Consider the following 23,945-nt stretch of genomic DNA (forward strand, 5'->3'; position numbering starts at 1 on the left):
AGGTCAGACGCACAGTACACTGGCGGTCATGACGGAACGGTTTCAGCAGAGCAGACACAAAGTCCCCCTGCCCGTTCAACCGGTGCTTCAATTACCGGACCCGCCAGCCCCGGCACATCTGGAAGCGCAGCGGCATATGCTGCAACGCTTCACGGCCCGCTCGCAGACCGCCCAGCGACAGGCCGCCGCGCCCGTGCTACGGGCAGCCAGCCTCGACCGTCAGGAACAGGACCGCCTGACCGGCGAACGCGCCACCTTGCAACGCCAGATCTCCACGCTCGGCCAGCCCGCGCCCTCACAGCAACCAGCGCAGCCGCCAGTCCCGGTGAAACCCACCACGCCCACCGACTGGGTCACGGTCATGCGCCACCGCGCCGAGGGCGTCGAGGGGCAGCGTCTGGACACCCGCGCCTTCGGGGAATTCCAGACCCTGCAACGACAGGTGGCGCAGACCCTCGCCCACAGCTTCCGCCATGACCGGGGCGAGGCGTCCGCCCGGTATGCCACCTACGGCGAGCACCTCGCCACGCTGCAACGCCACGCGCTGAGCGCCCCGGTATCCCGCGTGGTGCTGGGCATGGTGTCCCCATCCGAACGCCTACCGCTGCAACGCGCCGCCGATGAAGCCCTGCAACGACAACTGGCGCAAGAACAGGCGGCGCTGAACTTCGGCACCCTGAGTTCCCTGCAACGGCAACTGGCCGAGTTGGACGCCGAGGCGACCCAGCCTGTCCTGCAACGCATTCAGGCGCGACGCGGGGCGGGGAACCCACTGCCGGAGGCCATTCAGCGGCACCTAGAACAGGGCCTGAACCACGACCTGAGCCGGGTGCGGATTCACGACGACGCGGAAGCGGACACGCTGGCCAAGGGCGTGAACGCTACCGCATTCACCACTGGCACCGACATCTTCTTCCAGGCGGGGCGGTTCAACCCGAATACGCAGAGCGGGCTGGAACTGCTGGCGCACGAGGTGACGCACACGGTGCAGCAGAGCCAGGGCCGCGTGGGGACGGGCATTGACCCGGACGCCGGACTGGAGCAGGAAGCGCGGGCGATGGGCGCGAGGCTCGCAAGCCAGCCCATCACAAGAAGCGCGAACGTTCGTGAAGTGAATGCCGTGCCAGTCCGGAAGGTCGGATCTTCGGGCAAGGCTGTGCAACGCTGGAGACTTGGCGACCTCAAAAAGCTGGCGGGCAGTGCAGGCAACAGGGTCACCGGAGTCATCAAGAGCGTCAAGAAACAGGCCCAGCAGAGTGTGCAGCGGGCCGCAAACAACGTCAAGAAAGCGGCAGCAGCCGCGACCAAGAAGGTCCATGCCACCATCAGCAAGACCGGCGCCCGGATCGGCACCTTGACCTCGACTCTTCGCGGGAAAGTGAAGAAAGCGGGACAGACGGTCAGGCAGTATGCCAGCAAGACACTCACCAGGGTCACTCACGTCGCTCAGAAAGCGAACCAGCAGAGAAAAGCCATAGGAACGCACCTCGCCGCGAAAGCCAACCAGCTTCGGCACAACGCCGCGAAAGCCGTTCAGAAAGTTACGAAGCTGGCCAGCAGTTCTCTCCAGAAGACAGCAGCGGGCGTGAAACAGCTCGGGCAGCGTGTTCAGGCAACCGTCAAGGAGTTACCCGCCAGGGCCAGAGCTGCCAGGGATGAATACAAGGCCAAAGCGGCCGCCGCTCTTACGAAGGCCAAAGCCAGACAGCAGCAGCTCATCCAGCAAGCCAAGGAAGCGGGCCAGAAAGCAGAGAAGGCCGCCAGAGCCAGCGTCGCCAGAGCCTCACGTCAGCTCGACGAAGGCAGAAAAAAGGCCGCGGCCCTCGCGGTCCAGGGCTGGAACACCACCGTCAAAGGGGTGAAGAACGTCTCGGCCTGGGCCACCGAGAAAGTCAATGCAGTCAGGAACAGTCCCAAGTTCAAGAAAGCCGTTCATTTCCTGAAAACGTCCGGCGTGCAGATTGCCAAGGTCGGCGCGGCCATCGTCGTCGGGGGCGCCGTCATCGCCGGTGCCGCCGCACTCACAGCAGCGACCGGCGGGCTGGCGGGTCCCGTGCTGGTAGGAGCACTGTTCGCCTCCGGCGCACTGGGCGGCGCCGCCGGCACCGTGGTCGAAAACCTGCTGACAGGAAAACAGTGGGGTCATGACATCAATGCCAAGAGCCTGATCACGGACGGCGTACTGGGCGTGGCGGTGGGTCCCGCCGCCAAACTGGTGGGCGGCGTGGCACGCGCGGCGGGCCGCCCGGTGCTGGCTGGACTGGGCAAAGCGGCGGCCCGGCTTCCCGGCAGCACGTATGTGCAGGGACTTGCAACGGCGGCTCGCACCTCCACGGGGATCCTGGCACGCAACGTCCGCACAGCAGCCACCACGCGCTGGAACACCCTCAAGTCGGGCGCGCAGCCCGTTCTGAGCGCAGTGGGAACGCACGTCGGCAGCAGTCTGCCGGGGCAGGCATTCAGAGCGGTTGACTCCACTTTCAGCACGGGCATTCGTGGGCTGGCAGGGCTGGCGGCAAGTGGCGCCCGGCAGGGTGGAGTCGTCGTCAAAGGAGTATCGGACGCCGTCCGCACCCGCGTGGCAAGCGTGACGGGCAGGCCGGGCATCAACAACGCGATCCGCGCTGCCCGGCAGGTCACGGGTAACGCCAGGGACCGCGTGGCTGTCGCGGGGATGCAGGCCCGCAATGCAGCCGGGCGTGGATGGACGAATGCGAAGACAAGAATCGGTGTTCTTGAGCAAGATGCACGCTTTGAGCTGCACGGTCGCGGTCTGGCTATCGATCCGACTCGTTCAGTCTCGGCCCATCTGTTCAGCGCTGCAGAGCGCAATCTGTCTGCTATGCGCAATTACGTTTCCAGCGAGGCCAGGGTCATTGGTGGAGAGGTGCGGGATACGTGGCTGGGCACGGCCGGCCATGGTGGCGTGTTGCGCACGGCCGGGAAGATGGAAGGTCTGGTCGCCCGTACGCCTTCGCTGGCGGCCGGCTGGAAGCAGGAACTGGCGGTGGCCCGTTCGGGGCTGGTCAGGGAACGCATCCGGATGCTGCGGCTGGAGGCCCGGGCGGCAGGTTCCACGCTGTCCAGAAGGGCGGCACGACGTCAGGCCCGAACGCAGGTGACACAGGATATGGTCCGCGACCGCGCCGCGCGAACGGTCCGGCCCGACTTTCTCAAGCGGGCCAGCGACGCGTACGCAGCAGAAAACCAAGCGGCGCGGACAGGCATGGACCCCAGCCGGGGCATTCTGGCGCAGCTTCCACGCGCCTACTGGACCGGCGCGCAGCAGATGGTCGGTGACGCCTGGGGGCGCCTGAGCACGCTGGGGAATGCGGGGGGCGTGGCTGGTGCCGGGGCGGTCGCTGGAGGCTGGATGAGTGAGGAAGTCTTCAAAACGTACCTGACAGGTGCAGCCAAAGCCTACAAGAAGGACGAACAGGCAACCTACCCGAATGCCCAGCACCTGCGGGAGGGTTCACAGGAAGTCAGCAACAACCTGCTGAAGAACGCCGTCTCTGCCGGAACTGGGCTGACTTCAGAGGCGCAGGGCGGTTCCCTGATGATGCTGACACCGTTCGACAAGACCGTGAAGACAGCCGCCGCGCTTGGCGGCTACACCTCCATTACAGATACCAAGGAACTGACATACGAACCTCCCGATCAGGACACCCAGACGCCGGAAGAAAGGGCGATCCCGTGAGTCTGCTGAGCACCCTGAAACTCCTGCTCACCAGACCGGAGCGGGCACGTGACAGGCCGCGCGTCGCGTACCCGTCGCCCAGGGCAGCGGTGCTGGCCTTTCTCCACGACCCGCAGTGGGGAGCGCGGGTGGTTGAGCAGGGCGAGGAACGCATCGTGTTCGAGTACGACGGTGTGATCGGAGAATGGCTGGACGACCCGACCGGCGACTGGCTGCACCTGCGGTTCCGTGACCCCTTCACCGAAGCGCAGCGGGCCAGCGAACTGGCCATGTACGAGGGCTGGTCAGCCCACTGCGCACAGCACACCTTGTTCCGCTGGGATATCGATGAGCAGGCGCAGGAGTACTACGGAGACGCGTTCGCGCTGTTCCACGAACAGTACAACCAGCTGGAGTGCATCTGGGGAGCGTTCAACAGCGCAAAACTGCTCAGAGAGGGCAGTAACCGAATTGCTATGGGGAGAAACAATGACGTCTTTGTCACTGTCTATAGAGCTCCTACCACTGCAATAGCGCTGTGGCACTGGCTTGATAGTGGGGCACCAGCAGGAACACACCGTCTGAGAAGCACGTATAACGAACACTGGTTTGAAACGGGTTCAGCCGTGTGTTCTGTCATGCAGGAACAGTGGGCTTACTACGCCCGCGTCGCTTATACCAACGGTGATTTTCAGCCTTACATGTCGGGGGGCGAGGAGCAGCGGCTCCAGCTGTACCGCCTGCATCTGGGCTTGCAGCGCTGGTTTCCCAGACTCCGCAACTTTGTCATTCAGACCGACAATCCGGAGAACTCCGGGGCGAACGAGACCAGCGTGGCGATTCTGGTGTCCAGCGGGACGGACGCCGGGCCTATCTTTGACCGGGTGTTCCGGGAGTTCTACGGACAGGTGATCGAGATCACGGAGTGGTTCAATTTCGATTTCAACCCGAAGACCGCGCCGTGGTTCGATCATTCGATCAAGAAACCGCAGCGGCGTGATCAGCGTCAGTCCCCGGTGAGGGGTATTCCCGACGCGAAGGAGAACAGATGACAGAACCCATGCAGTTTGGCCGTCAGGCCGTCAAGCGACCTCCGTTCGAGATCAGCGGAATCAGTTTCTCTTCCCTGCCTCTCTCGCTGGCAGAAGAGAAACGTCTGGCCGGAGCCGGGGCCGACGCGACCACTGACGACGCAGCCATGGACGCCCTGCTGGGCATCCTGGCGGAACTGCTGAATGCACGGACGCAGGGCGAGTCGGTCGGTGCTGACTGGCTGATGGAGAACCTGACGGCAGGCGACCTGGAGGGGATCGTGTCGTACCTGCGTGGCGAGGCCGCAGCGGACTGAACGCGACTGCCGGCAGCCTATCGAGAGTGACACCTCCCAGACAGGGTCTGCACCGTTCGTTGTGACAGGGCCGCCTGCCCCGGTGGCCGCTGTCAGAATGGGTGCATGTGGACTCTGGTGCTGAATTGCGGGTCGAGCAGCGTGAAGTTTGCGCTGCTGGACGTTCGGAGCGGGGCGGTGGGCCTGTCGGGTCTGGCCGAGCGGCTGGGGTCGGGGGACGCGTCGGCGCGGCTGGACCTGCCGGGGGGGCGGCGGTCGGTGGCGCTGCCGGGCGGGACGTACGCGGAGGCGTTCGCGGTGATCGCGGGCGCGCTGGATGAGCTGGGCGTGCGCGGCGAGGTGGGCGCGGTGGGTCACCGGGTGGTGCATGGTGGCGAGCGCTTCAGTGAACCGGCGCTGATCACGCCGGAGGTGCTGGACGCCGTGCGGGCGTGTGTGCCGCTGGCGCCGCTGCACAACCCGGCGAACATCGCGGGGATCGAGGCGGCGCGCGCGGCGTTCCCGCACCTGCCGCAGGTGGCGGTGTTCGACACGGCGTTTCATCAGAGCATGCCGGAGGTGGCGTTCCGGTACGCGGTGCCGGAGGCGTGGTACCGGCAGCATGGGGTGCGGCGATACGGGTTTCACGGCACGAGCCATGCGTTCGTGGCGGCGGAGGCCGCGCAGGTGCTGGGCCGCCCGCTCGCAGAGTTGAATCTGGTCACGGCGCACCTGGGCAACGGGTGCAGCGTGTGCGCGGTGGCCGGTGGGCGCAGCGTGGATACCAGCATGGGCCTGACGCCGCTGGAGGGACTGGTCATGGGAACGCGCAGCGGGGACGTGGACCCGGGCCTGCATGATTTCATTGCGCGGCAGGCGGGCCTGAGCCTGTCGGAGGTGACGGCCGCCCTGAACCGTGAGAGCGGACTGCTGGGCCTCTCGTCCCTCAGTAACGACATGCGAGAACTGGAGGAAGCGGCGGCGCGAGGGCATGCGGGTGCGCGGCTGGCGGTCGAGGCGTTCGTGTACCGCCTCGCGAAGCAGATGGCGGGCATGGCGGTCGCGCTGGGCCGCGTGGACGCGCTGGTGTTCACGGGCGGCATCGGGGAGAACAGCGCGGCGGTGCGCGGCGCGGTCCTGGCGCGGCTGGGCGTGCTGGGCGCGGCGGTGGACCCGGCCCTGAACGCGCGGGCCGTGCGGGGCGAGTCGGGGTTAATCAGTCCGGAGGGGTCGCTGCCGGCGCTGGTGGTCAACACGAACGAGGAACTGATGATCGCCCGGCAGACGCAGGACGTCCTGGCCGGTCAGGCGCAGGGTCAGGGGGGGACGGCATGAGGCGGGTGCCGTCTGTTCCGTCAATCCCCCGGCAGGTCACCGGGGCATTGACTCCACGCCCGGCACCCGCCCGGCTCCTTCTTGCGTCCGCTCGGGTTGAAGGGTGGACCGGCACCCTTCAACCGGAGGTTTTATGAAAACACTGTTCGTCGCACCGACCCGGAACGGCGTGGGCCTGAGCAGCACGGCGCTGGGTCTGACCCGCGCGCTGGAACGCCAGGGATTGAAGGTGGCGTTCCTGAAACCCATCGCGCAGACGCACGAGGCCCGCACGGACGACAGCGTGCATTTCGCGCGGACGCTGGCGCACCTGCCCACGCCCGACCCGATCACCCTGACGCGCGCCGAGGAGCAACTGAGTCTGGGGGCCGAGGAGGACCTGATGGAGGAGGTCGTCACCCTGGCCCGGCAGGTCACGGGGGGCGGCGCGGACGTACTGATCGTGGAGGGCCTCGCCCTGAACGAACGGAACGTGTACGCCGGGGCGCTGAACGCCAGCCTCGCGCGGAACCTGGAGGCGGACACGGTCCTGGTGTCCAGTCTGGCGGGGGTGGGCGCGGCGGAACTGGCGGACGAGCTGGAAATCTCGGCGCAGGCGTACCGCCGCAGCGACGGCTCGGGCCTCAGCGGGTACGTGCTGAACTTCGCGCCGCCGGGTCTGGATTTCGGGACGCTGATGGCGGAACTGCGCGCCCGCAGCCGCGTCCTGAACGGGGGCACGCTGCCGCTGCTGGGCGTGGTGTCGCAGTCGGGCGGCCTGAACGCGCCGCGCACGCTGGACGTGGCCCGCCACCTGGGCGCCGAGATCGTGAACGAGGGCGAGGCAGGCCTGCGCCGCGTGACGAGCACGGTTGTCACGGCGCGCACCGTGCCGAAAATGGCGCACCTGTTCGTGCCGGGCGCGCTGGTCGTCACGCCCGGCGACCGGGAGGACGTGATCATGGCGGCGGCCCTGTCGCACCTGAGCGGCGTGCCGCTGGCGGGGCTGATGTTCACGTCCGGCAGCGCCCCCGAGGACAGCATTGACCGGCTGTGCCGGGCGGCGCTGGGCAGCACCCTGCCCGTGCTGCGCGTGAACACCAACTCGTTCGAGACGGCCTCGCGCCTCTCCAGGCTGGATTCACGCGTCCCGCACGACGACACGCAACGCATGGAGCGCATGCTGGACTTCATTGCCGACCGGCTGGACACCGGGCCGCTGGGTGCGCGGCTGCGTGTTCCGGAGGTCGCCGGGGACCGCCGCCTGCCGCCCAGCGCCTTCCGGTACGAACTGATCCAGAAGGCCCGCGCGGCCGCCCGGCGCATCGTGCTGCCCGAGGGGGACGAGCCGCGCACCGTGAAGGCCGCCATCCGCTGCACGGAGAAAGGCATCGCGCGTTGCGTGCTGCTGGCCGACCCGGAACGCGTGCGGCAGGTGGCCGAGGGGCAGGGCCTGACGCTGCCCGACGGTCTGGAGATCCTGCACCCGGATTCCATCCGCGCGCGGTACGTCGAGCCCATGGTCGAACTGCGCCGCAGCAAGGGCCTGACCGCCCCGCAGGCCGAAGCGCAACTGGAGGACACGGTGGTGCTGGGCACCATGATGCTCGCGCTGGGCGAGGTGGACGGACTGGTATCCGGCGCGATCCACACGACCGCGAACACCGTGCGTCCCGCCCTGCAACTCATCAAGACCGCGCCCGGCTCACGGCTAGTCAGCTCGGTGTTCTTCATGCTGATGCCCGAACAGGTCCTCGTGTACGGCGACGCAGCCATCAACCCCAACCCGAACGCCGAGGAACTCGCGGACATCGCCATCCAGAGCGCCGACAGCGCCCACGCCTTCGGCATCACACCCAGGATCGCCATGCTGTCCTACTCGACCGGCGAGTCCGGCAGCGGCCAGGACGTCGAGAAGGTCAAGGCCGCCACCGCCCTCGTCCGCGAACGCCGCCCGGACCTGCTGGTCGACGGCCCCATGCAGTACGACGCCGCCAGCGTCCTGTCCGTCGGGCAGGCCAAGGCGCCCGGCAGTCCCGTCGCGGGCCGCGCCACCGTGTTCATCTTCCCGGACCTGAACACCGGCAACACCACCTACAAGGCCGTGCAGCGCGCCGCCGGAGTCATCGCGGTCGGCCCCATGCTTCAGGGCCTGCGCAAACCCGTGAACGACCTGTCACGCGGCGCGCTCGTGGACGACATCGTGTACACCATCGCCCTGACCGCCATTCAGGCCACGCAGGGACCGCAGGGTTGATAGGTCGAGGTTGATGGTTGATGGAGGAACCCTGTCCATCAACCTTCAACTGTTCACCCCTCGTACAGGTCCGCGCGGCTGAGGGGCACGTGGGCTCTGCGCTGCTCGTCGGGTTTCGCCAGCAGGGTCTGGTAGAGGCCCAGGTGGCCTTTCTCGAAGTAGTGGGAGGTGGCGCCCAGGTAGATTCGCCACAGGCGGTGGCGTTGCTCGCCGAGCGCGGCGAGGGCTTCTGCGTGGTGCGTTTCGAGGTTCGCGGCCCAGTGGGTGAGGGTGCGGGCGTAGTGTTCGCGGAGGTTCTCGATGTCGCGGACCTCGAACTGCGCTTCGGTGGCGTGTTTCACGGTTTCCCAGATGGGCAGCAGTTCGCCGTCGGGGAACACGTATTTCCGGGCGAAGTTGCCGCTCTGGAGCCACAGGGGCACGCGGGCCTGGGGGATGCCGTCGCTGATGGCGTGGTTCATCATCAGGCCGCCGGGTTTCAGGGCGGCGTACGCGGCGCGGAAGTAGGTGGGCATGTTCTTGCGGCCCACGTGTTCGGCCATGCCGATCGAGGCGATCTTGTCGAAGCTGCTTTCGGGCGTGTGGGCCAGCACGTCACGGTAGTCGCGCAGTTCGAAGGTGACGCGGTCGGCGACCCCGGCGGCCTCGGCGCGGGCGCGGGCTTCGTGCAGTTGCGCCTCGCTGAGCGTGACGCCCAGCACGCGCGCTCCGTAACGCTGCGCGGCGTGAATGGCGAGGCCGCCCCAGCCGCTGCCGATGTCCAGCAGGTGCTCGCCGTGTTGCAGGCGCAGTTTGCGGCAGATGAGGTCCAGTTTCGCTTCCTGCGCCTCGTCCAGCGTCTCGGTGCCGGTCGGGAAATAGGCGCAGGAGTACACCATGCGCCGGTCCAGCCACAGTTTGTAGAAGTCGTTGCTGACGTCGTAATGGTACGAGATGGCCTGCTGGTCACGCTCGCGGGAGTGCTGCGGGCCTTCCAGGCTGGCGGTCACAGCAATGGGCGGGGTGGCCCCGGCGCGGCGGCGCAGGGTGGCGGCGGCGCGCAGCAGGGCGGGCGCGTCGGCGGGTTTCAGGGTCGCGTCGAAGGTCTCGGCGATGGCGGCGATATCCCCGATGTTCCCCTCGATCTCGAAGTCGCCGCGCAGGTACGCCTCGCCGAGCGCCACGTCCAGCGGGAGTTTCAGCAGGCGGCCCAGCGTTTCCGGGCTGTTCAGGATCAGGCGGGCGCGGCTGGGCTGCGTGGCCCCGATGACCTCGCCGTTCCAGAGTTGCACGTCGAAGGGGCGCACGCTGGGCAGCGCGGCGCGCAGCAGGGTGCGCGTGGCGTCCAGCGTTTCGGTGTCGGTCGGGGCGGGGCGGGTGGCCTGCCGGGCGATCAGGGCCGCGCCGGCGGTGGCCAGGGCCGCCCAGGTCAGGGCCGAACGGCTGGCCGTGGGTCTGGTGGGGGACATGCTGCACGCTACCGGATTGCGCGCGCCCGGAAGTGGGGAGGACCGGTGGCAGGCTTCATGCACGCGGCCCCTGCCCGTCTCCCCCTTACCGCCGCGCGGTGAGCCACAGCAGCGCCCCGCCGGCCGCGACGGCGATCAGGTCCGGGGCGTAGGCGGCGAGCGCGCCGGGCAGCGCGCCGTTCTCGCCCATGATGCGGAACACGCTGAAGGTGGCGTAGTACGCGAACGTCAGCAGAAGCGCCCAGACCATGCCGAGGTCGCGGCCGCTTCGGAAGCTGAACACGGCCAGCGCCGCCGCGAAGAACGCCAGGGCCAGCGCGGCCAGCGGGCCAGCGAACTTGCGGTGCAGGGCCGTGAAGTCCGCCGGGGCGCTGATGTCCTGGGCGCGGTAGGTGTTCGTGCGGGCGATCAGGGCGGGCAGCGGTTCGTAGATGGGGTTCAGGTCGCCGCCTCCCTCTGCGCCGAGTTCCGTGCCGGTGTCCTGGAGGGGCAGGGTGCCGCTCTGGAAGGTCAGGACCGTGACGGGCCGGGCGTCCTGGTACGTGACGCGCTGTCCGTCGCGCAGTTCGAGGACAGTGCTGCCCGGGCGCAGGCGGCCGCTGGCGGCGGTGATGACCTCGCGGGGGGGCAGGCCGGCCTGCATGGTCACGACGCGCAGGTCGCGCAGTTCGCCGCCCGGAAGGATCTGCCCGATGCTGATGGCGCGGCCCAGCGAGTCGCGCAGCACGGCGTTCTGCCCGGCGGCGTTCAGGCCCAGCACGCGGGGGTTGTCCAGCACGATCTGCTGCTGCACGCGGCGGGCCTCGGTCTTGGCGCGCGGCACGAGGCCCTCGCCCAGCGCGAAGGCCAGGACGGTCACGGCCAGTCCCAGCGCCAGGACGGGGCGGAACAGGCGCGTGGCGGGAATCCCGGCCGCCAGCGCGCTTTTCAGTTCACTGTCGGCTGCCAGCCGGGAGAGGCCCAGCAGCGTGGCGAACATCAGCGCGATGGGCAGGGCCTGCGCGGCGGCCTCGGGCACGTTCAGGGCCAGCACGCGGGCCACCAGGGCGGGGTTGGCTCCCTTGGCGAGCAGCGGCGCGATGACTTTTTCCAGGCTGCCGACGACCAGCAGGGTGATCACGGCGGCCAGCGCGCCGAACAGGAACGGCAGGATCTCGTTCAGGACGTACCGCTCAAAGGTTTTCAGGCCTCTCACCGGAGCCTCCAGGCGAGCGCGGCGGCCAGCAGCGCGAACGCGAGGTTCGGCAGCCACGCGGCCAGCGCGGGGTTCAGTGCCCCGGCCGTGGCGAGGCCCGGCACGGTGCTCCACAGGACATAGAAGGTCACGATGAACAGCAGCACGGCGGCGAACGCGGCGGCGCGGTTGCGCAGCAGCAGGCCCAGCGCCCCGGCCGCCAGGGCGAACACCACGGCGGTCAGCGGGTCGGCCACGCGGCGGGCCAGCTGGAACGTGGCGGCGCGGCGGTCGGCGGGCAGCAGGGCGGGATCGGCGGCGCGCGCGCGCAGTTCGGGCGTGGTGGCCTGCTCGGCGTTGCCGGGCGGGGGACGCAAGGTGTCGTTCTGCGGGACAGTCACGGACTGCGTGCTCTGCCGGGGTGGCTGGCCGGGGCGGGTGATCCAGGGGGTGATCAGCGTCCAGGTGCGTTTCTGCGCGTCCCAGCTGCCCAGCGAGGCGGTCAGGGTTTCCTGGCCGCGCTGCACCATCACGCCCTGAAGCTGCGCGGTGCTGCCGCCCGGTTCGCTGACGATCCGTCCGGCGTAGTACAGCGCGCCGGGCGGGGCGTACGTGTAGCGTTCCTGCCGGGGCGGGGGCGGCGGAATGTCGTAGATGCTGAACCACGCGCGGTCCCAGGCGGACAGTCCGGCGGGCACCAGCCGGTCGGCATTCACGAACGCCACGGCCGCCACCGCCAGGAACGGCAGGGCCAGCGGCCACACCAGCCGCAGCGGGGGCACGCCGCCCGCGCTGATGGCCTTGAGTTCACTGTCGCGCTGCATGCGCGAGAAGGCCAGCAGGATCGCAAAGGGCACGGCCAGCACCAGCGCGCGGTTCAGGATGGTCGGCAGGATCGCCAGGAACGCGGCGGCGCCCTTCAGGAGCGGCGGGTGGTAGGTCAGGAGTTTACTGACGGTGCTGCTCAGCACGTCAACCATCTGGAGGGTCAGGAACAGCGCCACGCCCGCCGCGTACCAGCGTGTGACCTCGGCAAGGACGAGGCGGATGAGAAGGGGCGGCACGAGCAGGATTCTAGCGGGCGCGGATGAGGATGGGCGCGCAGGAGCCGCGCGCGCCGGACACTCATACGGATTCCGTCTGTTCCGTTAACAGCCCGGAACGGCACCGGGTTGCCAACTCCACGCCCGAAATCCGTTTTGCTCCCACTCGCTCCGCTCGGATTGAACGGTTTTTGCAAACCATTCCATCGGAGTCCGTATTATCCGGCCTGTGAGGGGGCGGCCGCGCCGGGCAGCGGGAGTTCCCAGCCGAGGCGTTCGCGGCGCGCGACGAACTCGTGCAGGCGCAGGATAGCGGCGTTGCCCTGCGCGCCGCGTTCCTGGATGGCGCGGGCGCTGGCGGTGTCCAGGTACGCGAGGCGCAGCAGTTCGGTGGCGTTCAGGCCGTCGCGGGTCTGTTTCACGCCGCGTTCGCGGCGGATGGTGGCGCTGTCGGTGCCCAGCACGCTGCGGTTGCTGATGCTGCCCAGCTGTCCGTACACGTTCCCGGCCCCGCCGTGCCGGGCGACGGTGCTCATGAGGTCGCGGCGGGCGTGGGTGCTGTCCAGGCGGGCGGCCAGCCAGCGGCGCGCTTCGGGGTCCGGGTTGCGCTCGGCGATCTGGGCCGCGAGGCGCACGTCGCCCTGCATGGCGTGGGTCAGGAGATCCTGCGCGCGCCTGCGCCAGCGGCGGGCCTGGGGGGTGTCCAGCGTGAAGGCCAGCCGCGTGAAGTCGGCCACGGTCAGGGTCGCTTCCGGCCCGGCCCCGAAGTCGCGTTCCGGGGCGTCCACGCTGTCCAGCGCGGCGGTCTGCTCGGCGGCGTTCAGGCCGAGCTGGGTCAGTGCACTGGGGGCGTGCAGCAGGCCGTCCGCGCTGATGGGCAGACGAACGGTGCCGAATTCCAGGGTCAGCGGGGCGTTTTTCATACGTATATCATAGCATATATTATGTATCTAGCATAATCACGGACAGGTAACGGCGCCCCGCAAGCAACCTCTCCCCCACCCTGCCCGCCGTACACTGACGGGGCACACCACAACCCAACCCCACAACCCAATCCCGGACACGCCCCTTCCCCTCTGGAGGACTGCTCATGACCGACCCACACCGCCCCGACCGCTGGCCCGTTCCTGACAGCGTGCTGCGCCGCCTGCGCAGCGACCCGGAGGATGACATCACCCGCGCCGCGCAGGACCCGGACGGCTTCTGGCTGGAACAGGCCCGGCAGTACGAATGGACGAGAGAACCCACCACGGCGCTCACCTGGAACCGCCCGGACATGCAGTGGTTCGCAGACGGGCAGACGAACATCACCCTCAATGCCCTGGACCGCCACGCCCGGGGCGAGAACCGCACCCGCGCCGCCCTGATCTGGCTGTCGGAAACCGGCGAGCGGCAGATCTACACCTACGGCCTGCTGCTTGAACAGGTGGAACGCGCCGCCGCCGGACTGCGGCACCTGGGCGTGCAGCCCGGCGACCGCGTCGTGATCTACATGCCCCTGACCCCGGAAGGCGTGATCGCCATGCTCGCCTGCGCCCGCCTGGGAGCCGTGCACTCGGTCGTGTACGCCGGACTGGGCGTGGGCGCCCTACGGGACCGCATCACGGACGCCGGGGCGCGCGTGGTCATCACCGCCGACGTGGGGTACCGGCGCGGAAAACTGGTGGACCTGTACGGCATTGCCGCCGAGGCCATCGCCGAACTGGGCGGCGTGGAACACCTGATCCTGTGGGAACGCATCAAGACGTACCAGCGCGAACACGACGCCCGCACCGTCCCCTGGGAGACGCTGTTCACGCACGGACACGCACCCGCCGTCACCGTGAACGCCGAGGACCCCCTGTTCATCCTGTACACGTCCGGCAGCACCGGCAAACCCAAGGGCGTGATCCACACGCACGGCGGGTACATGGTCGGCACCGCCTACCACCTGCGCCAGCTGTTCGACGTGCGCGGCGGCGACGTGTTCTTCTGCACCAGCGACATCGGCTGGATCGTCGGGCACAGTTACATCGTGTACGGCCCGCTGGTCGCCGGGGCCACCGTCCTGTTCCGCGAGGGCGCCCCCGACTTCCCCGACACGGGCGTCCTGTGGCGCGCCGTGCAGGAGTACGGCGTGGACATACTGTTCACCGCGCCCACCACCCTGCGCCTGTTCATGAAACTCGGCGCAGACACCCTGAAACCCCACGACCTGACCCGCCTGCGCGTCGTCGCCTGCGCCGGGGAAGCCCTGAACCCCGAAGCGTGGCGCTGGGCGCAGGAACACATCGGCGGAGGGCTGGGCGAGGGCGCGCACGCCGCCGTCATCGACCACTGGTGGCAGACCGAACTGGGCGCCCCCACTCTCGGCACCCACCCCCGCTGGCCCGTCCGCCCCGGCTACGCCGGACGCCCCCTGGCTGGCGTGGACGCCGACATCGTCGACGAGAATGGCCAGAGCGTCCCGGACGGACAGCAGGGGCACCTCGTCATCCGCCGCCCCTTTCCCAGCATGATGCGCGGCATTCACGGCAACCCCGACAAGTACGCGCAGATCTGGAACGAGAACCCCGCCGGGTACCTGTCCGGCGACCTCGCCACCCGCGACGAACACGGGTACATCAGCATCCTGGGCCGCAGCGACGACGTCCTGTCCGTCGCCGGGCACCGCATCGGCAGCGCCGACGTGGAAGACGCGCTTGTTTCCCACCCCGCCGTGGCTGAGGCCGCCGTGATCGGCATTCCCGACGAACTGAAAGGCCAGAGCATCATCGCGCACGTCATCCTCCGGCGCGGCTTCGAGGATCAGGTGGGCCAGGGCCTGCGCGCCAGCATCACCGAACACGTCCGCCGGGAACTGGGCCCCATCGCCACGCCCGCCGAGATCCGCGTGGTCGAGGCGCTCCCCAAAACCCGCAGCGGCAAGATCCTGCGCCGCCTCCTGCGTGCCCAGGCACTTGGCGAGGACCCCGGCGACCTCACCACCCTGGAAGGCTAGGCGGGGGCCACAGACGGCAGAGAGAGACAATAAAAAATCCGCCTCAGCAGGCGGTGATGTCAACAACTATAGCGCGGTATGCAGGGACGGCCAAGGGTATGCGGCCGGTCCGGGGCAGGCCAGACATCCAGCCTGCCCGGCCTGCTCAGTCGCGGGGGCGTGCCAGGGCGCGGCGGAATACGTTCAGGCTGCCCCCGTCGAACAGCACGAAGCGCACCAGCATGTCCGGGTGGTCGGTCAGGAACGCCTGCGCGGTCGCCAGGGCTACCTCGGCGGCGCGGTCCAGGGGGTAGCCGTACACGCCGGTACTGATGCCCGGGAACGCCACGCTGCGGCACCCGTGCGCGGCGGCCAGTTCCAGGCTGGAGCGGTATGCACCGGCCAGCGCCTCGGCCTCGCCCTGACCCCCGCCGCGCCAGATCGGACCGACCGCGTGAATCACGTACTGCACGCCCCGCGCGGACAGCCCGAACGCGGAGGTAATGACGGCCGTGCCGGTGGGTGTGCCGCCAATAGCGCGGATGGCGCGCAGCAGCTCCGGCCCGGCGGCTCGGTGAATCACGCCGTCCACACCGCCGCCACCCGCCAGTTCCCTGTTCGCGGCAGTCACGATGGCGTCGGTGTCCTGCGCGGCGATATCTCCCTGAATCAGTTCCAGCGGCATGCCCGTTCCCTTACTCGTTCCCGATGCGGCGCAGGTCCGTGTCGGTCAGGGTGTAACTGCGCAGCGCGTCGGCCTGCACGCGCGCCTCGCGGTCCGCCTCGACCCAGTCCATTTCCGGCAGGTGCCGGGCGCGTTCGGCCGTCTGAATGGCGTGCAGTTCGCCCAGCGCGCGGTCCAGGTCGTCGTTCACGACCACGTAACGGAACTCGTGCGCCTCGCGGATCTCCTCGCGGGCGCGGGCCAGCCGTTTCTCGATGCGGTCCGGCGTTTCGGTCGCGCGGCCCTCCAGGCGGCGGCGCAACTCGCTGAGGCTGGGCGGCATGATGAAGATCAGGATGGCTTCCTCGCCCATGCGGGCCTTGACCTGCATGGCTCCCTCCACCTCGATTTCCAGGATCACGTCCTGCCCGCGGCTCAGGGCCGCCTCGATGGGTTCGATGGGCGTGCCGTAGCGGTTCCCGACGAACGCCGCGTGCTCCAGGAACCCGTCGGCCTGCGCCTTGGCCTCGAACGCGTCCGGGGTGACGAATACGTAGTCCACGCCGTCCTGCTCGCCCGGGCGGGCCTCCCGGGTCGTCCAGGAGGTGCTGTAGAACACGTCCTGCCCGGCCAGCCAGCGTTCACGCAGCGTGCCTTTGCCCACGCCGGACGCGCCGGTCATGACCAGGAGAAGGCCCCGGCGGGGCGACACGGAAAGAGGGGTGTCCTGCGACGTCATCCGCTCACGATACGCGACCCGCCCAGAAATGAGAACAGGCGGCCCACCGGGAGCCGCCTGTGTTGAAAGCCGGGTTGAAAGCTTTTGCAGACCTTTCAACCGGAGTCGGTCTTACTTCTTCTTGCCCTTGGTGGCCTTGGCGCGGCCCTTGCCGAGCGCCTGCCCTTTCTCGTAGCTGGCCTGCATCTTGCGGCGCGTCTCGGCGACCATGTCGTCGAAGCTGATCAGGCCGGACTCGATGGCTTCCACGCTGGGCTTGATGGTGCCGCCCTTGCGCGCGGCGGCCAGTTCACGGTTGACGCCTTCGAACCACTCGGTGAATTCCGGGGTCTCGTCGAACAGCATCTCGCGGGTGTCGCGGTTGTAGGTTTCGGTGCTGCCGCGGCGGCTGAACTGCTTGGGCATCGTGAAGCGCTCGGGAAGGTACGCGCCGTTGAATTGACCCTGGCGGACCGCTTCCTGGAACATCTTCACAAAGCTGTCGCTGCGCTGGGGGTTGCTGAGTTCCATCACCTGTTCACTGAGTTTCTTGTAAGCCATAGTGCGCACAGTATGAAGGGCGCAGGGAATGAAAGTAAAGCACCCGGTATTTCTCTCATGTTCAGCAAATCATCGAATACGGGCGAACCAGGAACGAGAAAGCGGTTTTCCTGACGTCCAGGCACGCAAGAACAAGGAGTCCAGTCGTCTTGTGCAGGCCCCCATGATCATTGCCCCGGCTCACTTTCAGGGGCAGCGGCACCGCCCAATTCTTTGGCCCTTCACGACCCCGCAAGTGGCATTCGCTCAGGTGATCCGGGGCCTTCCGGTAAAGAACCGGGCCCTTCCGTACCCCGGGCCGCGCACCCACAGTGAACCCTCACAGAAATAAACCTGTAGATGCCTCATACGGACTGCCGTCTGTTTCGTTAACAACCCGCCCATGCACCGGGTTGCCAACTCCACGCCCGGAATCCTCTCTGCTCCTGCTCGCATCCGCTCGGATGGAACGGTTTTTGCCCACCATTCCATCGGAGTCCGTATCACTTTCAGGGTGCCCCCAACCAGAACGGCCCCGTACAACAGAACCGGGCAGCCACGGGATCAACAGCGGAATCGTTTATTTCCCGCTTACCAACCCACGCTGCCGGGACCGCCCTTGAACGGCCCGACCACGTCCCGCGTGATCCAGCCACCGTAGAACCCGCCGGGCTGCGGCGTGACCCGCTCGCCGTCCACGCGGCACTCGTCCGCGCGGCCCGCGTACACGGCCACGAAGCCCGCCATATCCCGGAAGGCGGGCGTGGGAGCCTCGTAACTCCAGGCGGCAGCGGCGGCCACCTGCTCGCCGCCGCGCAGGGTCCAGTAGGTGGCGGGGCCCTTCCACTCGCAGGTGCTGCTGCCCGGCGCGCGCCCCAGCACGCCCGGCGCGAACGCCGAGGGCGGCAGGTAGTACGTGGGCGGGTGACTGGTTTCCAGCACGCGGTACGCGCCGGTCGTGTCGGCGATCCTCTGGCCGCCTAACCAGATTTCCAGGTGGCGGTGCGTGCGTTCCAGTCGCGGCGGGCGCGGGTAATCCCACACGCTTTCCTGGCCGGGTGCGGGGGGTACGGGCTGAACGGGTGGCATGCCGCCCAGTGTGCGGTGGGGCGCGGGAGTGCGCCGTCAGGTCGCGTACCGTCCGGGCCTCTCCTCTCGGGGCCGCTCCTCTCCGGGCTCAGGACAGCCGGGATTTCTGGTGCGGCTGGATGCGCCCGGCCCACACGTCCGGCGGGCCGGGCCGGCCGGTCAGGTAGCCCTGCACGGCGCCGCACTCCATGGCGCGCAGCACCTGGTACTGTGCGTCGGTTTCCACGCCCTCCACGATCACGTTCAGGTTCAGGCCGCGCGCCAGTCCCAGCAGCGCCCCCACGACCCGCTGATCGGCGGGCGAGTCGGCGATGCCCATGATCAGGGAACGGTCCAGTTTCAGTTCATCCATCGGCAGTTGCAGCAGCGTGGACACCGACGACTGCCCCGTCCCGAAGTCATCCAGGGACAGCCGGATGCCCAGCGCCCGCAGCTCGGACAGGTGCCGCGCGGCGCGGTGCAGGTCCCGCACGGCCAGCCGCTCCGTCAGTTCCAGTTTCAGGTTCTCGCCGCTCAGGCCGTGGCGGCGCAGCGTCTCGGCGACGGTCTCCACGAAGTCCTCGCGCGCGACCTCCAGCGCCGAGACGTTCACGGCCACCGGCACGGTCAGCCGCCACTCGGCCACCTGACGGCACGCCTCGTTCAGCACCCAGCGGCCCAGCGGCACGATCAGGCCTGTCTCCTCGGCCACCGGAATGAACCGGTTGGGCGGCACGGTCCCCAGGTGCGGGTCCGTCCAGCGCAGCAGCGCCTCGAAACCCAGCAGTTCGCCGGTCTGCACGTCCACCTGCGGCTGGTAGTGCAGGTGCATCAGGTTCTCCTGCAAGGCGCGGCGCAGGCGCACCTCAATGTGCATCTGACTGTGCGCCGCGACGTCCATGTTCGGCGCGAAGAACTCGATGCCGTTCTTCCCGGCCCGTTTCGCCTGGTACATCGCCATGTCCGCCTGCCGCAGCAGGTTGGCCGGCAGGCTGCTGTCCGGCGGGTAGATCGCCACGCCCACGCTGCTCTGCACGTTGATCTGCTGCCCGTTCATCTGCACGACCGGGGCCAGCGCCTCCTGAAGGCGGCGGGCGACCCGCGCCGCTTCCTCCCGGCCCGGCAGGTCCGGAATGACCGCCACGAACTCGTCACCGCCCAGCCGGGCGACCGTATCGGCGGGCCGCAGGCACCCCTGCAGGCGGGCCGCCACCTCGCGCAGCAGGTCATCCCCGACCGCGTGCCCCAGCATGTCGTTCACGCGCTTGAACCCGTCCAGGTCCAGGAAGATCACGGCCACCGCGTGCCCCGAGCGGGTCGCGCGGCGCAGTTCCAGTTGCAGGCGGTCCAGCAGCAACGTGCGGTTCGGCAGGCCGGTCAGGGCGTCGTGCTGCGCGTCGAACGCCAGTTGCGCCGCCAGTTCCCGCAGTTGCTCGTCGGCGCGTTTCCGGGCCGAGATGTCACGGTCCTGCCCCAGGATCATCTCGCGGCCACCCACGGTCACGAGACTGCTGGCACTCTCGATCGGGAAGATCGTCCCGTTCCGGTGCCGGTGCGCGCCCTCGCCGTGCACGGGCTGCTCCTCGCGGATCCAGGCCAGCAGTTCGGAGCCCTCCTGCGCCATCATCGGGTACGGGTGCAGCAGGTCGATGGACGCCCCGATCAGGTCCTCGGCGTCGTACCCGTTCATGCGGCAGAACGCCTCGTTGCAGTCCACGATCCGCCACGGCACGTCCGGATCGTGCGGGTCGATCAGGACCAGTCCGTCCGCCGACCGTTCGAACAGCGCCCGGAACCGCGTTTCGACCTCATGCTGCGCCGCCTGCGCGCGCCGCTCGGCCGTGATGTCCACCCCGGTCGCCACGACCAGCGAAGGGCGGCCCCGCCAGTCCAGCAGGGTCTTGTTCGACCACAGGATCACGCGCCGCTCCCCGTGCACGTCCCGCCAGTGGTTCTCGTGGCGGGCCGAGGTCTCACCGGCCAGCAGGCGCACGAATACTTCCTGCACGCCCGGCGCTTCATCGTCGTCCAGCACCAGTGGCCAGAGCACCTGCCCGCGCACCTGCTCGAAACTCAGGCCGCTCAGACGCTCGCAGGCCGGATTAAACCGCACCACACGCCCCGCCGTGTCCAGCACCACGACCAGCGTGTCGGTGGTGTCCAGAACCGCGTCGGCCAGCCCCGCCTCACCTGCCCGCAGAACCGGAGTGCGGGCCGCGCGCAGCAGGGAAGCGGAACCGGGCGGGCGAGTCATACCGGCAGCGTAAACGGCGCACCCTCACAGAACATTGACGGCCCCGGAACCTAAAGCCTGCGGTCTGCCCCCAGGGGGCCTTCAGTCCCGCCGTTCTGCCAGCGCCACCGTTCTGTCAACGCCGCCGCCTGGGCCACGCCCCGGTACTCCACAGCGCCAGCGCAATCAGCACCGGCTGAAAGAACAACCGCCCCAACCGCTTCCCGTCCGTATCCAGCCCGAACGCACTCTGATGCGTCAGGTACTGCGACACGTTCCCGGGAAAGATCGCCACGAAAAACGCCGCCAGCACCCACCCCACCGTCCGGCGCTGCCGGGGCAGGGCCAGCAACGCCGCCCCGAACCCCACCTCCACCACACCGGACGCCAGCACCACGAAATCCTTATCCAGCGGCAACCACATCGGCACCTGTGCCTGAAAATCCCGCCGCAGGAACGTCATGTGCCCCACACCCGCGAACATCATGAACGACCCCAGCAGCACGCGCGCCAGCGTCCGGGGCAGGGTGGTCGGAGGATCAACGGTTCGGGTCATGCGCGGATGGTAGGCGGCAGGCTGCGCGGGCGCGTGTGCCACAGCCAGCGGAGCCTTAACCAAAGTCATGGCCTCCCACGGGCCGGGCCGCCATCCTGAACGCATGGCTTACGTGATCACCACCGGCTGCGCAGGCGTGAAAGACGCCGCCTGTACCCAGGTCTGCCCGATCGAGTGCATCCACGACGCAGGTGACCAGCTCGTGATCCACCCGGACGAATGCATCGACTGCGGCGCGTGCGCGGCCGCATGCCCCGTGGGCGCGATCTTCCAGGACTCGGACGTACCCGCCGGGCACGCCGCGTCCACCGCGCGGAACCGGGAGTTCTTCCTCTGACCGGTACCCGTGTCCAGCCGGCGTGGCAGCATCAGCCCATGCCCATCCCGGACGCGCTGTCCCTGCTGACCCGGACGCCCCTGTTTCAGGGTGCCGACCGGGACACGCTGGCAGGACTGGCAGGCCCCGCGCACGTCATGACCTTCGGGCGGGGCGACGCCGTTTTCCGCGCGGGTGACCCCGCCGACACGCTATTCATCGTCGCGGTAGGCAGCGTGCGCATCTACCGCGTGGGGCGAGGCGGACGGGAACTCACGCTGGGCATCGACAGTTCCCGGCAGGTTCTGGAGCCCGCCAGCGTGCTCGGCGGCGAGACACGCCACGCGGCGCACGCCCAGGCCCTCGCCACACCCACCGTTCTCCTGAGCTTCCCCGCCGACCTCGTGCGGCACGCCGTCCAGCACACGCCCGCGCTGGCCGGAGCGGTCATCGCGCACCTCGCCCGGCGGGACGCCGACACGCACCGCCGCCTGGACGCCCTGGTGTTCAGCGGCGTGGGCGAACGCCTCGCCGCGTACCTGCTGGAACACGCCCCTGCTCCCCACGCCCTGCCGACGAACAGCGACCTCGCCGCGCTGCTCGGCACCGTGCCGGAGATCGTCAGCCGCAAGCTGGGCGACTTCTACCGCCTGGGCTGGATTGACCTCACGCGCCGCACCGTGACAGTCACGGATGAACGGGAATTGCAGCGACTTTCGGAGGGCCTATAACCCAAGGTGATACGGCCGCGCTCGCCACCTCCTGCACGCCCCAGACGATGGAGCCGATCCCCGGCATGCTCTCAACTGCGGTCCGGGGCGGCCAGAATAGACAAGGAACGCTGAGGGCACGCTCTCCACCCGCCACCCTAAGCTGACGGGATGACCGACCTTGCCCAGAAGGCCCGCACGCTGCTCGACCTGCACACCGCTCCCGAGATCCTGACGCTGGCCAACGTGTGGGACGTGGTGTCCGCGCAGGTGGTGGCCGCCGTGCCCGGCGTGCGTGCCCTGGCGACCGCCAGTCACTCCATCGCTTCGACCTTCGGGTACAAGGACGGCGAGAACATCCCACTGGACCTGCACCTGGACATGGTGCGCCGCATTGCACAGGCGGTGGATCTGCCGGTCAGCATGGATCTGGAGGCCGGGTACGGCAACCCTGGCGACACGGCCCGCCGGGCCATCGAGGCGGGCGTGGTCGGCGGGAACCTCGAAGACCAGATGAAGCCGCTGGACGAGGCTGTGGCCGCCGTGCGGGCCGTGCTGGACGCGGGCCGGGCGGCCGGGATCGACTTCGTGCTGAATGCCCGCACCGACGCCCTGGTGCGCGCCGAACCCGACGCTCCGCGCCAGCCGCTGCTGGACGAGGTCATCCGCCGCTGCCAGGCGTTTCTGGAGGCCGGCGCGCCCGTGGTCTTCGTGCCCCGGCTGGTGGCGCGCGAGGAGATCGAGCAGGTGGTCGCGGCGCTGGGGCCGCAGAAGCTGACGCTGATCAGCGTGCCCGGCGCGAGCCTTCCCGCAAGCGAGTTGCAGGCACTGGGGGTGGCGCGCGTCTCGACCGGCCCCTTCACCCAGCGGGTCGCCCTGACGGCGTTGCAGGACGCCGCGCAGGAGCTGGCGGCGGGCGGCGTCCTGCCGGCTGAGACCCGCGCCCTGAACTGAGGGTCAGGAACCTACATCGTCCAGCACGGCCCGGATGGTCTGCCGGCAGATCGCGGCGAGCGCCGGGTTCGTGTACACGTAGTACGGCAGGGCGACCAGCGACACGCTCAGCGCCCAGCCGCGCCCACGCGCCCACGTGGCGTCGTCCACGTTCAGCGCGGCGCGGAAGGTCTGCCGGGACGGGGCATCCAGCAGGTTCCACGCGGGTTGCAGATCGACGGCCGGGTCGCCCAGTGTCAGGCCGCCCCAGTCGATCACGGCACTCAACCGCCCGCCGTGCGCCAGCAGATTGCCGGGTTTCAGGTCGCCGTGAATCCACACGGGGTCACCGGCCCAGGCGGGAACTGCGAGCGCAGCCTCCCACGCAGCCAGCACCGGCACTGGGTCGAGGAGGCCCACGCAGTCGGCGATGGCCCCACGGGTCCCCCGGTCCCGGTCATGCAGCGGGCCGTTGCGGGAGCCCTGAGGGGCGTCTGCTGGCGGGGGCGGCACGCGGCGCAGCGCCGTGATGAATCCCGCCAGCTCCCGCGCCAGCTCATGCCCGTCCCGCACGGTGTCCAGGCCCGCGTCCACCCCCTCCAGCCAGCGGTACACCGCCCACGGGAACGGGTAACCCTCGCCGGGCACGCCCACGAACAGCGGTTCCGGCATGCGCAGCGGCAGGTGCGGCGCGAGGCGCGGCAGCCACGCCGCCTCCTTGTGCACGTCGTCCACCGCCCAGCCAATGCGGGGCAGGCGCACGACCAGCCCGTCGCCCAGGCGGAACATGGCGTTGTCGGTCCCCGCGTGGCGAATCCGGGTCAGGGACAGCCCCGCCCACGGTGGGCACTGCGCCGCGATCAGGCGCAACACCAGGGCCGCGTCCACGGTCACCTCGTCCTCGTGCATCCGGACTGGAACGTCACTCATTACCCGCCACCGTACCCGCCCGCGCCCGGCCTGCGCATGCGCCAGAGCGCGTATCGCCACCCCACCCGGGCGCGCC

The 23,945-nt window shown here is 69.0% G+C and carries 20 protein-coding genes; 9 read left to right on the plus strand and 11 right to left on the minus strand.

Going from position 1 to position 23,945, the window contains the following annotated elements; translation table 11 throughout:
- Positions 1 to 28: 28 nt before the first annotated feature.
- The 5 genes from M8445_RS04475 to pta all read left to right on the plus strand — a co-directional run bounded on the left by M8445_RS04475 (position 29) and on the right by pta (position 8,577).
- A complete protein-coding gene (locus M8445_RS04475; protein WP_273989986.1) occupies positions 29 to 3,700 on the plus strand; it encodes an eCIS core domain-containing protein in 3,672 nt (1,223 codons plus the stop codon).
- A complete protein-coding gene (locus M8445_RS04480; protein WP_273989987.1) occupies positions 3,697 to 4,731 on the plus strand; it encodes a hypothetical protein in 1,035 nt (344 codons plus the stop codon). Before M8445_RS04475 ends, M8445_RS04480 begins: the two co-directional genes overlap by 4 nt.
- Positions 4,728 to 5,027: a hypothetical protein gene (locus tag M8445_RS04485; protein WP_273989988.1), complete on the plus strand. Its 300-nt coding sequence runs from the start codon at positions 4,728 to 4,730 to the stop codon at positions 5,025 to 5,027. Before M8445_RS04480 ends, M8445_RS04485 begins: the two co-directional genes overlap by 4 nt.
- Before the next feature lie 105 nt (positions 5,028 to 5,132).
- Positions 5,133 to 6,341, plus strand: coding sequence for an acetate kinase (locus M8445_RS04490; RefSeq protein WP_273989989.1), 1,209 nt, complete (start codon positions 5,133 to 5,135; stop codon positions 6,339 to 6,341).
- Positions 6,342 to 6,474: 133 nt separating this feature from the next.
- On the plus strand, positions 6,475 to 8,577 hold the full coding sequence (pta, locus tag M8445_RS04495; RefSeq protein WP_273989990.1) for a phosphate acetyltransferase: 2,103 nt from the start codon (positions 6,475 to 6,477) through the stop codon (positions 8,575 to 8,577).
- Between the two features lie 53 nt (positions 8,578 to 8,630).
- Here pta and M8445_RS04500 read toward each other — a convergent pair whose 3' ends face one another.
- From M8445_RS04500 to ddrC, 4 genes are all read right to left on the minus strand, one after another.
- Entirely contained in the window at positions 8,631 to 10,025 is a 1,395-nt protein-coding gene (locus M8445_RS04500) for an SAM-dependent methyltransferase (protein WP_273989991.1), read from the minus strand.
- 85 nt (positions 10,026 to 10,110) lie between these two features.
- Positions 10,111 to 11,211, minus strand: a complete 1,101-nt coding sequence (locus M8445_RS04505) for an LptF/LptG family permease (protein WP_273990832.1) — start codon at positions 11,209 to 11,211, stop codon at positions 10,111 to 10,113.
- Positions 11,212 to 11,216: 5 nt separating this feature from the next.
- Complete coding sequence (locus tag M8445_RS04510; protein WP_273989992.1) at positions 11,217 to 12,263, minus strand: LptF/LptG family permease; 1,047 nt, start codon at positions 12,261 to 12,263, stop codon at positions 11,217 to 11,219.
- A 197-nt stretch (positions 12,264 to 12,460) separates the two neighbouring features.
- Positions 12,461 to 13,165 carry a DNA damage response protein DdrC gene (gene ddrC, locus M8445_RS04515; protein ID WP_273989994.1) on the minus strand — a complete coding sequence of 235 codons (705 nt, stop codon included), beginning with the start codon at positions 13,163 to 13,165 and terminating at the stop codon, positions 12,461 to 12,463.
- A 167-nt stretch (positions 13,166 to 13,332) separates the two neighbouring features.
- On the opposite strand from ddrC, the gene M8445_RS04520 reads away from it, so the two are divergent.
- Positions 13,333 to 15,222, plus strand: a complete 1,890-nt coding sequence (locus M8445_RS04520; RefSeq protein WP_273989996.1) for an acetate--CoA ligase — start codon at positions 13,333 to 13,335, stop codon at positions 15,220 to 15,222.
- A 145-nt stretch (positions 15,223 to 15,367) separates the two neighbouring features.
- Here the strand turns inward: M8445_RS04520 and M8445_RS04525 are convergent, their stop codons facing one another.
- The 6 genes from M8445_RS04525 to M8445_RS04550 form a co-directional block, all read right to left on the minus strand.
- The gene (locus M8445_RS04525; RefSeq protein ID WP_273989998.1) at positions 15,368 to 15,886 is read right to left on the minus strand and encodes a macro domain-containing protein; all 519 of its coding nucleotides are present in this window, start codon (positions 15,884 to 15,886) and stop codon (positions 15,368 to 15,370) included.
- 10 nt (positions 15,887 to 15,896) lie between these two features.
- Positions 15,897 to 16,604, minus strand: coding sequence for a guanylate kinase (gmk, locus tag M8445_RS04530; RefSeq protein WP_273990000.1), 708 nt, complete (start codon positions 16,602 to 16,604; stop codon positions 15,897 to 15,899).
- A 111-nt stretch (positions 16,605 to 16,715) separates the two neighbouring features.
- Positions 16,716 to 17,144 (minus strand): hypothetical protein, encoded by a 429-nt coding sequence (locus tag M8445_RS04535; RefSeq protein WP_273990002.1) that lies wholly within the window; start codon positions 17,142 to 17,144, stop codon positions 16,716 to 16,718.
- A gap of 570 nt (positions 17,145 to 17,714) precedes the next feature.
- A complete protein-coding gene (locus M8445_RS04540) occupies positions 17,715 to 18,212 on the minus strand; it encodes a DUF427 domain-containing protein (RefSeq protein ID WP_273990003.1) in 498 nt (165 codons plus the stop codon).
- Between the two features lie 88 nt (positions 18,213 to 18,300).
- Entirely contained in the window at positions 18,301 to 20,445 is a 2,145-nt protein-coding gene (locus M8445_RS04545; RefSeq protein WP_273990004.1) for a putative bifunctional diguanylate cyclase/phosphodiesterase, read from the minus strand.
- A gap of 115 nt (positions 20,446 to 20,560) precedes the next feature.
- Entirely contained in the window at positions 20,561 to 20,980 is a 420-nt protein-coding gene (locus M8445_RS04550) for a DoxX family protein (RefSeq protein WP_273990005.1), read from the minus strand.
- A gap of 103 nt (positions 20,981 to 21,083) precedes the next feature.
- Here M8445_RS04550 and M8445_RS04555 point away from each other — a divergent pair, with 103 nt between their 5' ends.
- The 3 genes from M8445_RS04555 to M8445_RS04565 all read left to right on the plus strand — a co-directional run bounded on the left by M8445_RS04555 (position 21,084) and on the right by M8445_RS04565 (position 22,960).
- Positions 21,084 to 21,317 carry an indolepyruvate ferredoxin oxidoreductase subunit alpha gene (locus M8445_RS04555; protein ID WP_273990006.1) on the plus strand — a complete coding sequence of 78 codons (234 nt, stop codon included), beginning with the start codon at positions 21,084 to 21,086 and terminating at the stop codon, positions 21,315 to 21,317.
- Between the two features lie 38 nt (positions 21,318 to 21,355).
- The gene (locus tag M8445_RS04560) at positions 21,356 to 22,027 is read left to right on the plus strand and encodes a Crp/Fnr family transcriptional regulator (protein WP_273990008.1); all 672 of its coding nucleotides are present in this window, start codon (positions 21,356 to 21,358) and stop codon (positions 22,025 to 22,027) included.
- 150 nt (positions 22,028 to 22,177) lie between these two features.
- A complete protein-coding gene (locus M8445_RS04565) occupies positions 22,178 to 22,960 on the plus strand; it encodes an isocitrate lyase/PEP mutase family protein (RefSeq protein ID WP_273990009.1) in 783 nt (260 codons plus the stop codon).
- A 3-nt stretch (positions 22,961 to 22,963) separates the two neighbouring features.
- Here M8445_RS04565 and M8445_RS04570 read toward each other — a convergent pair whose 3' ends face one another.
- On the minus strand, positions 22,964 to 23,869 hold the full coding sequence (locus tag M8445_RS04570; RefSeq protein WP_273990011.1) for an aminoglycoside phosphotransferase family protein: 906 nt from the start codon (positions 23,867 to 23,869) through the stop codon (positions 22,964 to 22,966).
- Between the last annotated feature and the right edge of the window lie 76 nt (positions 23,870 to 23,945).

The sequence above is a fragment of the Deinococcus aquaticus genome (assembly GCF_028622095.1).
GTDB lineage: Bacteria > Deinococcota > Deinococci > Deinococcales > Deinococcaceae > Deinococcus > Deinococcus aquaticus.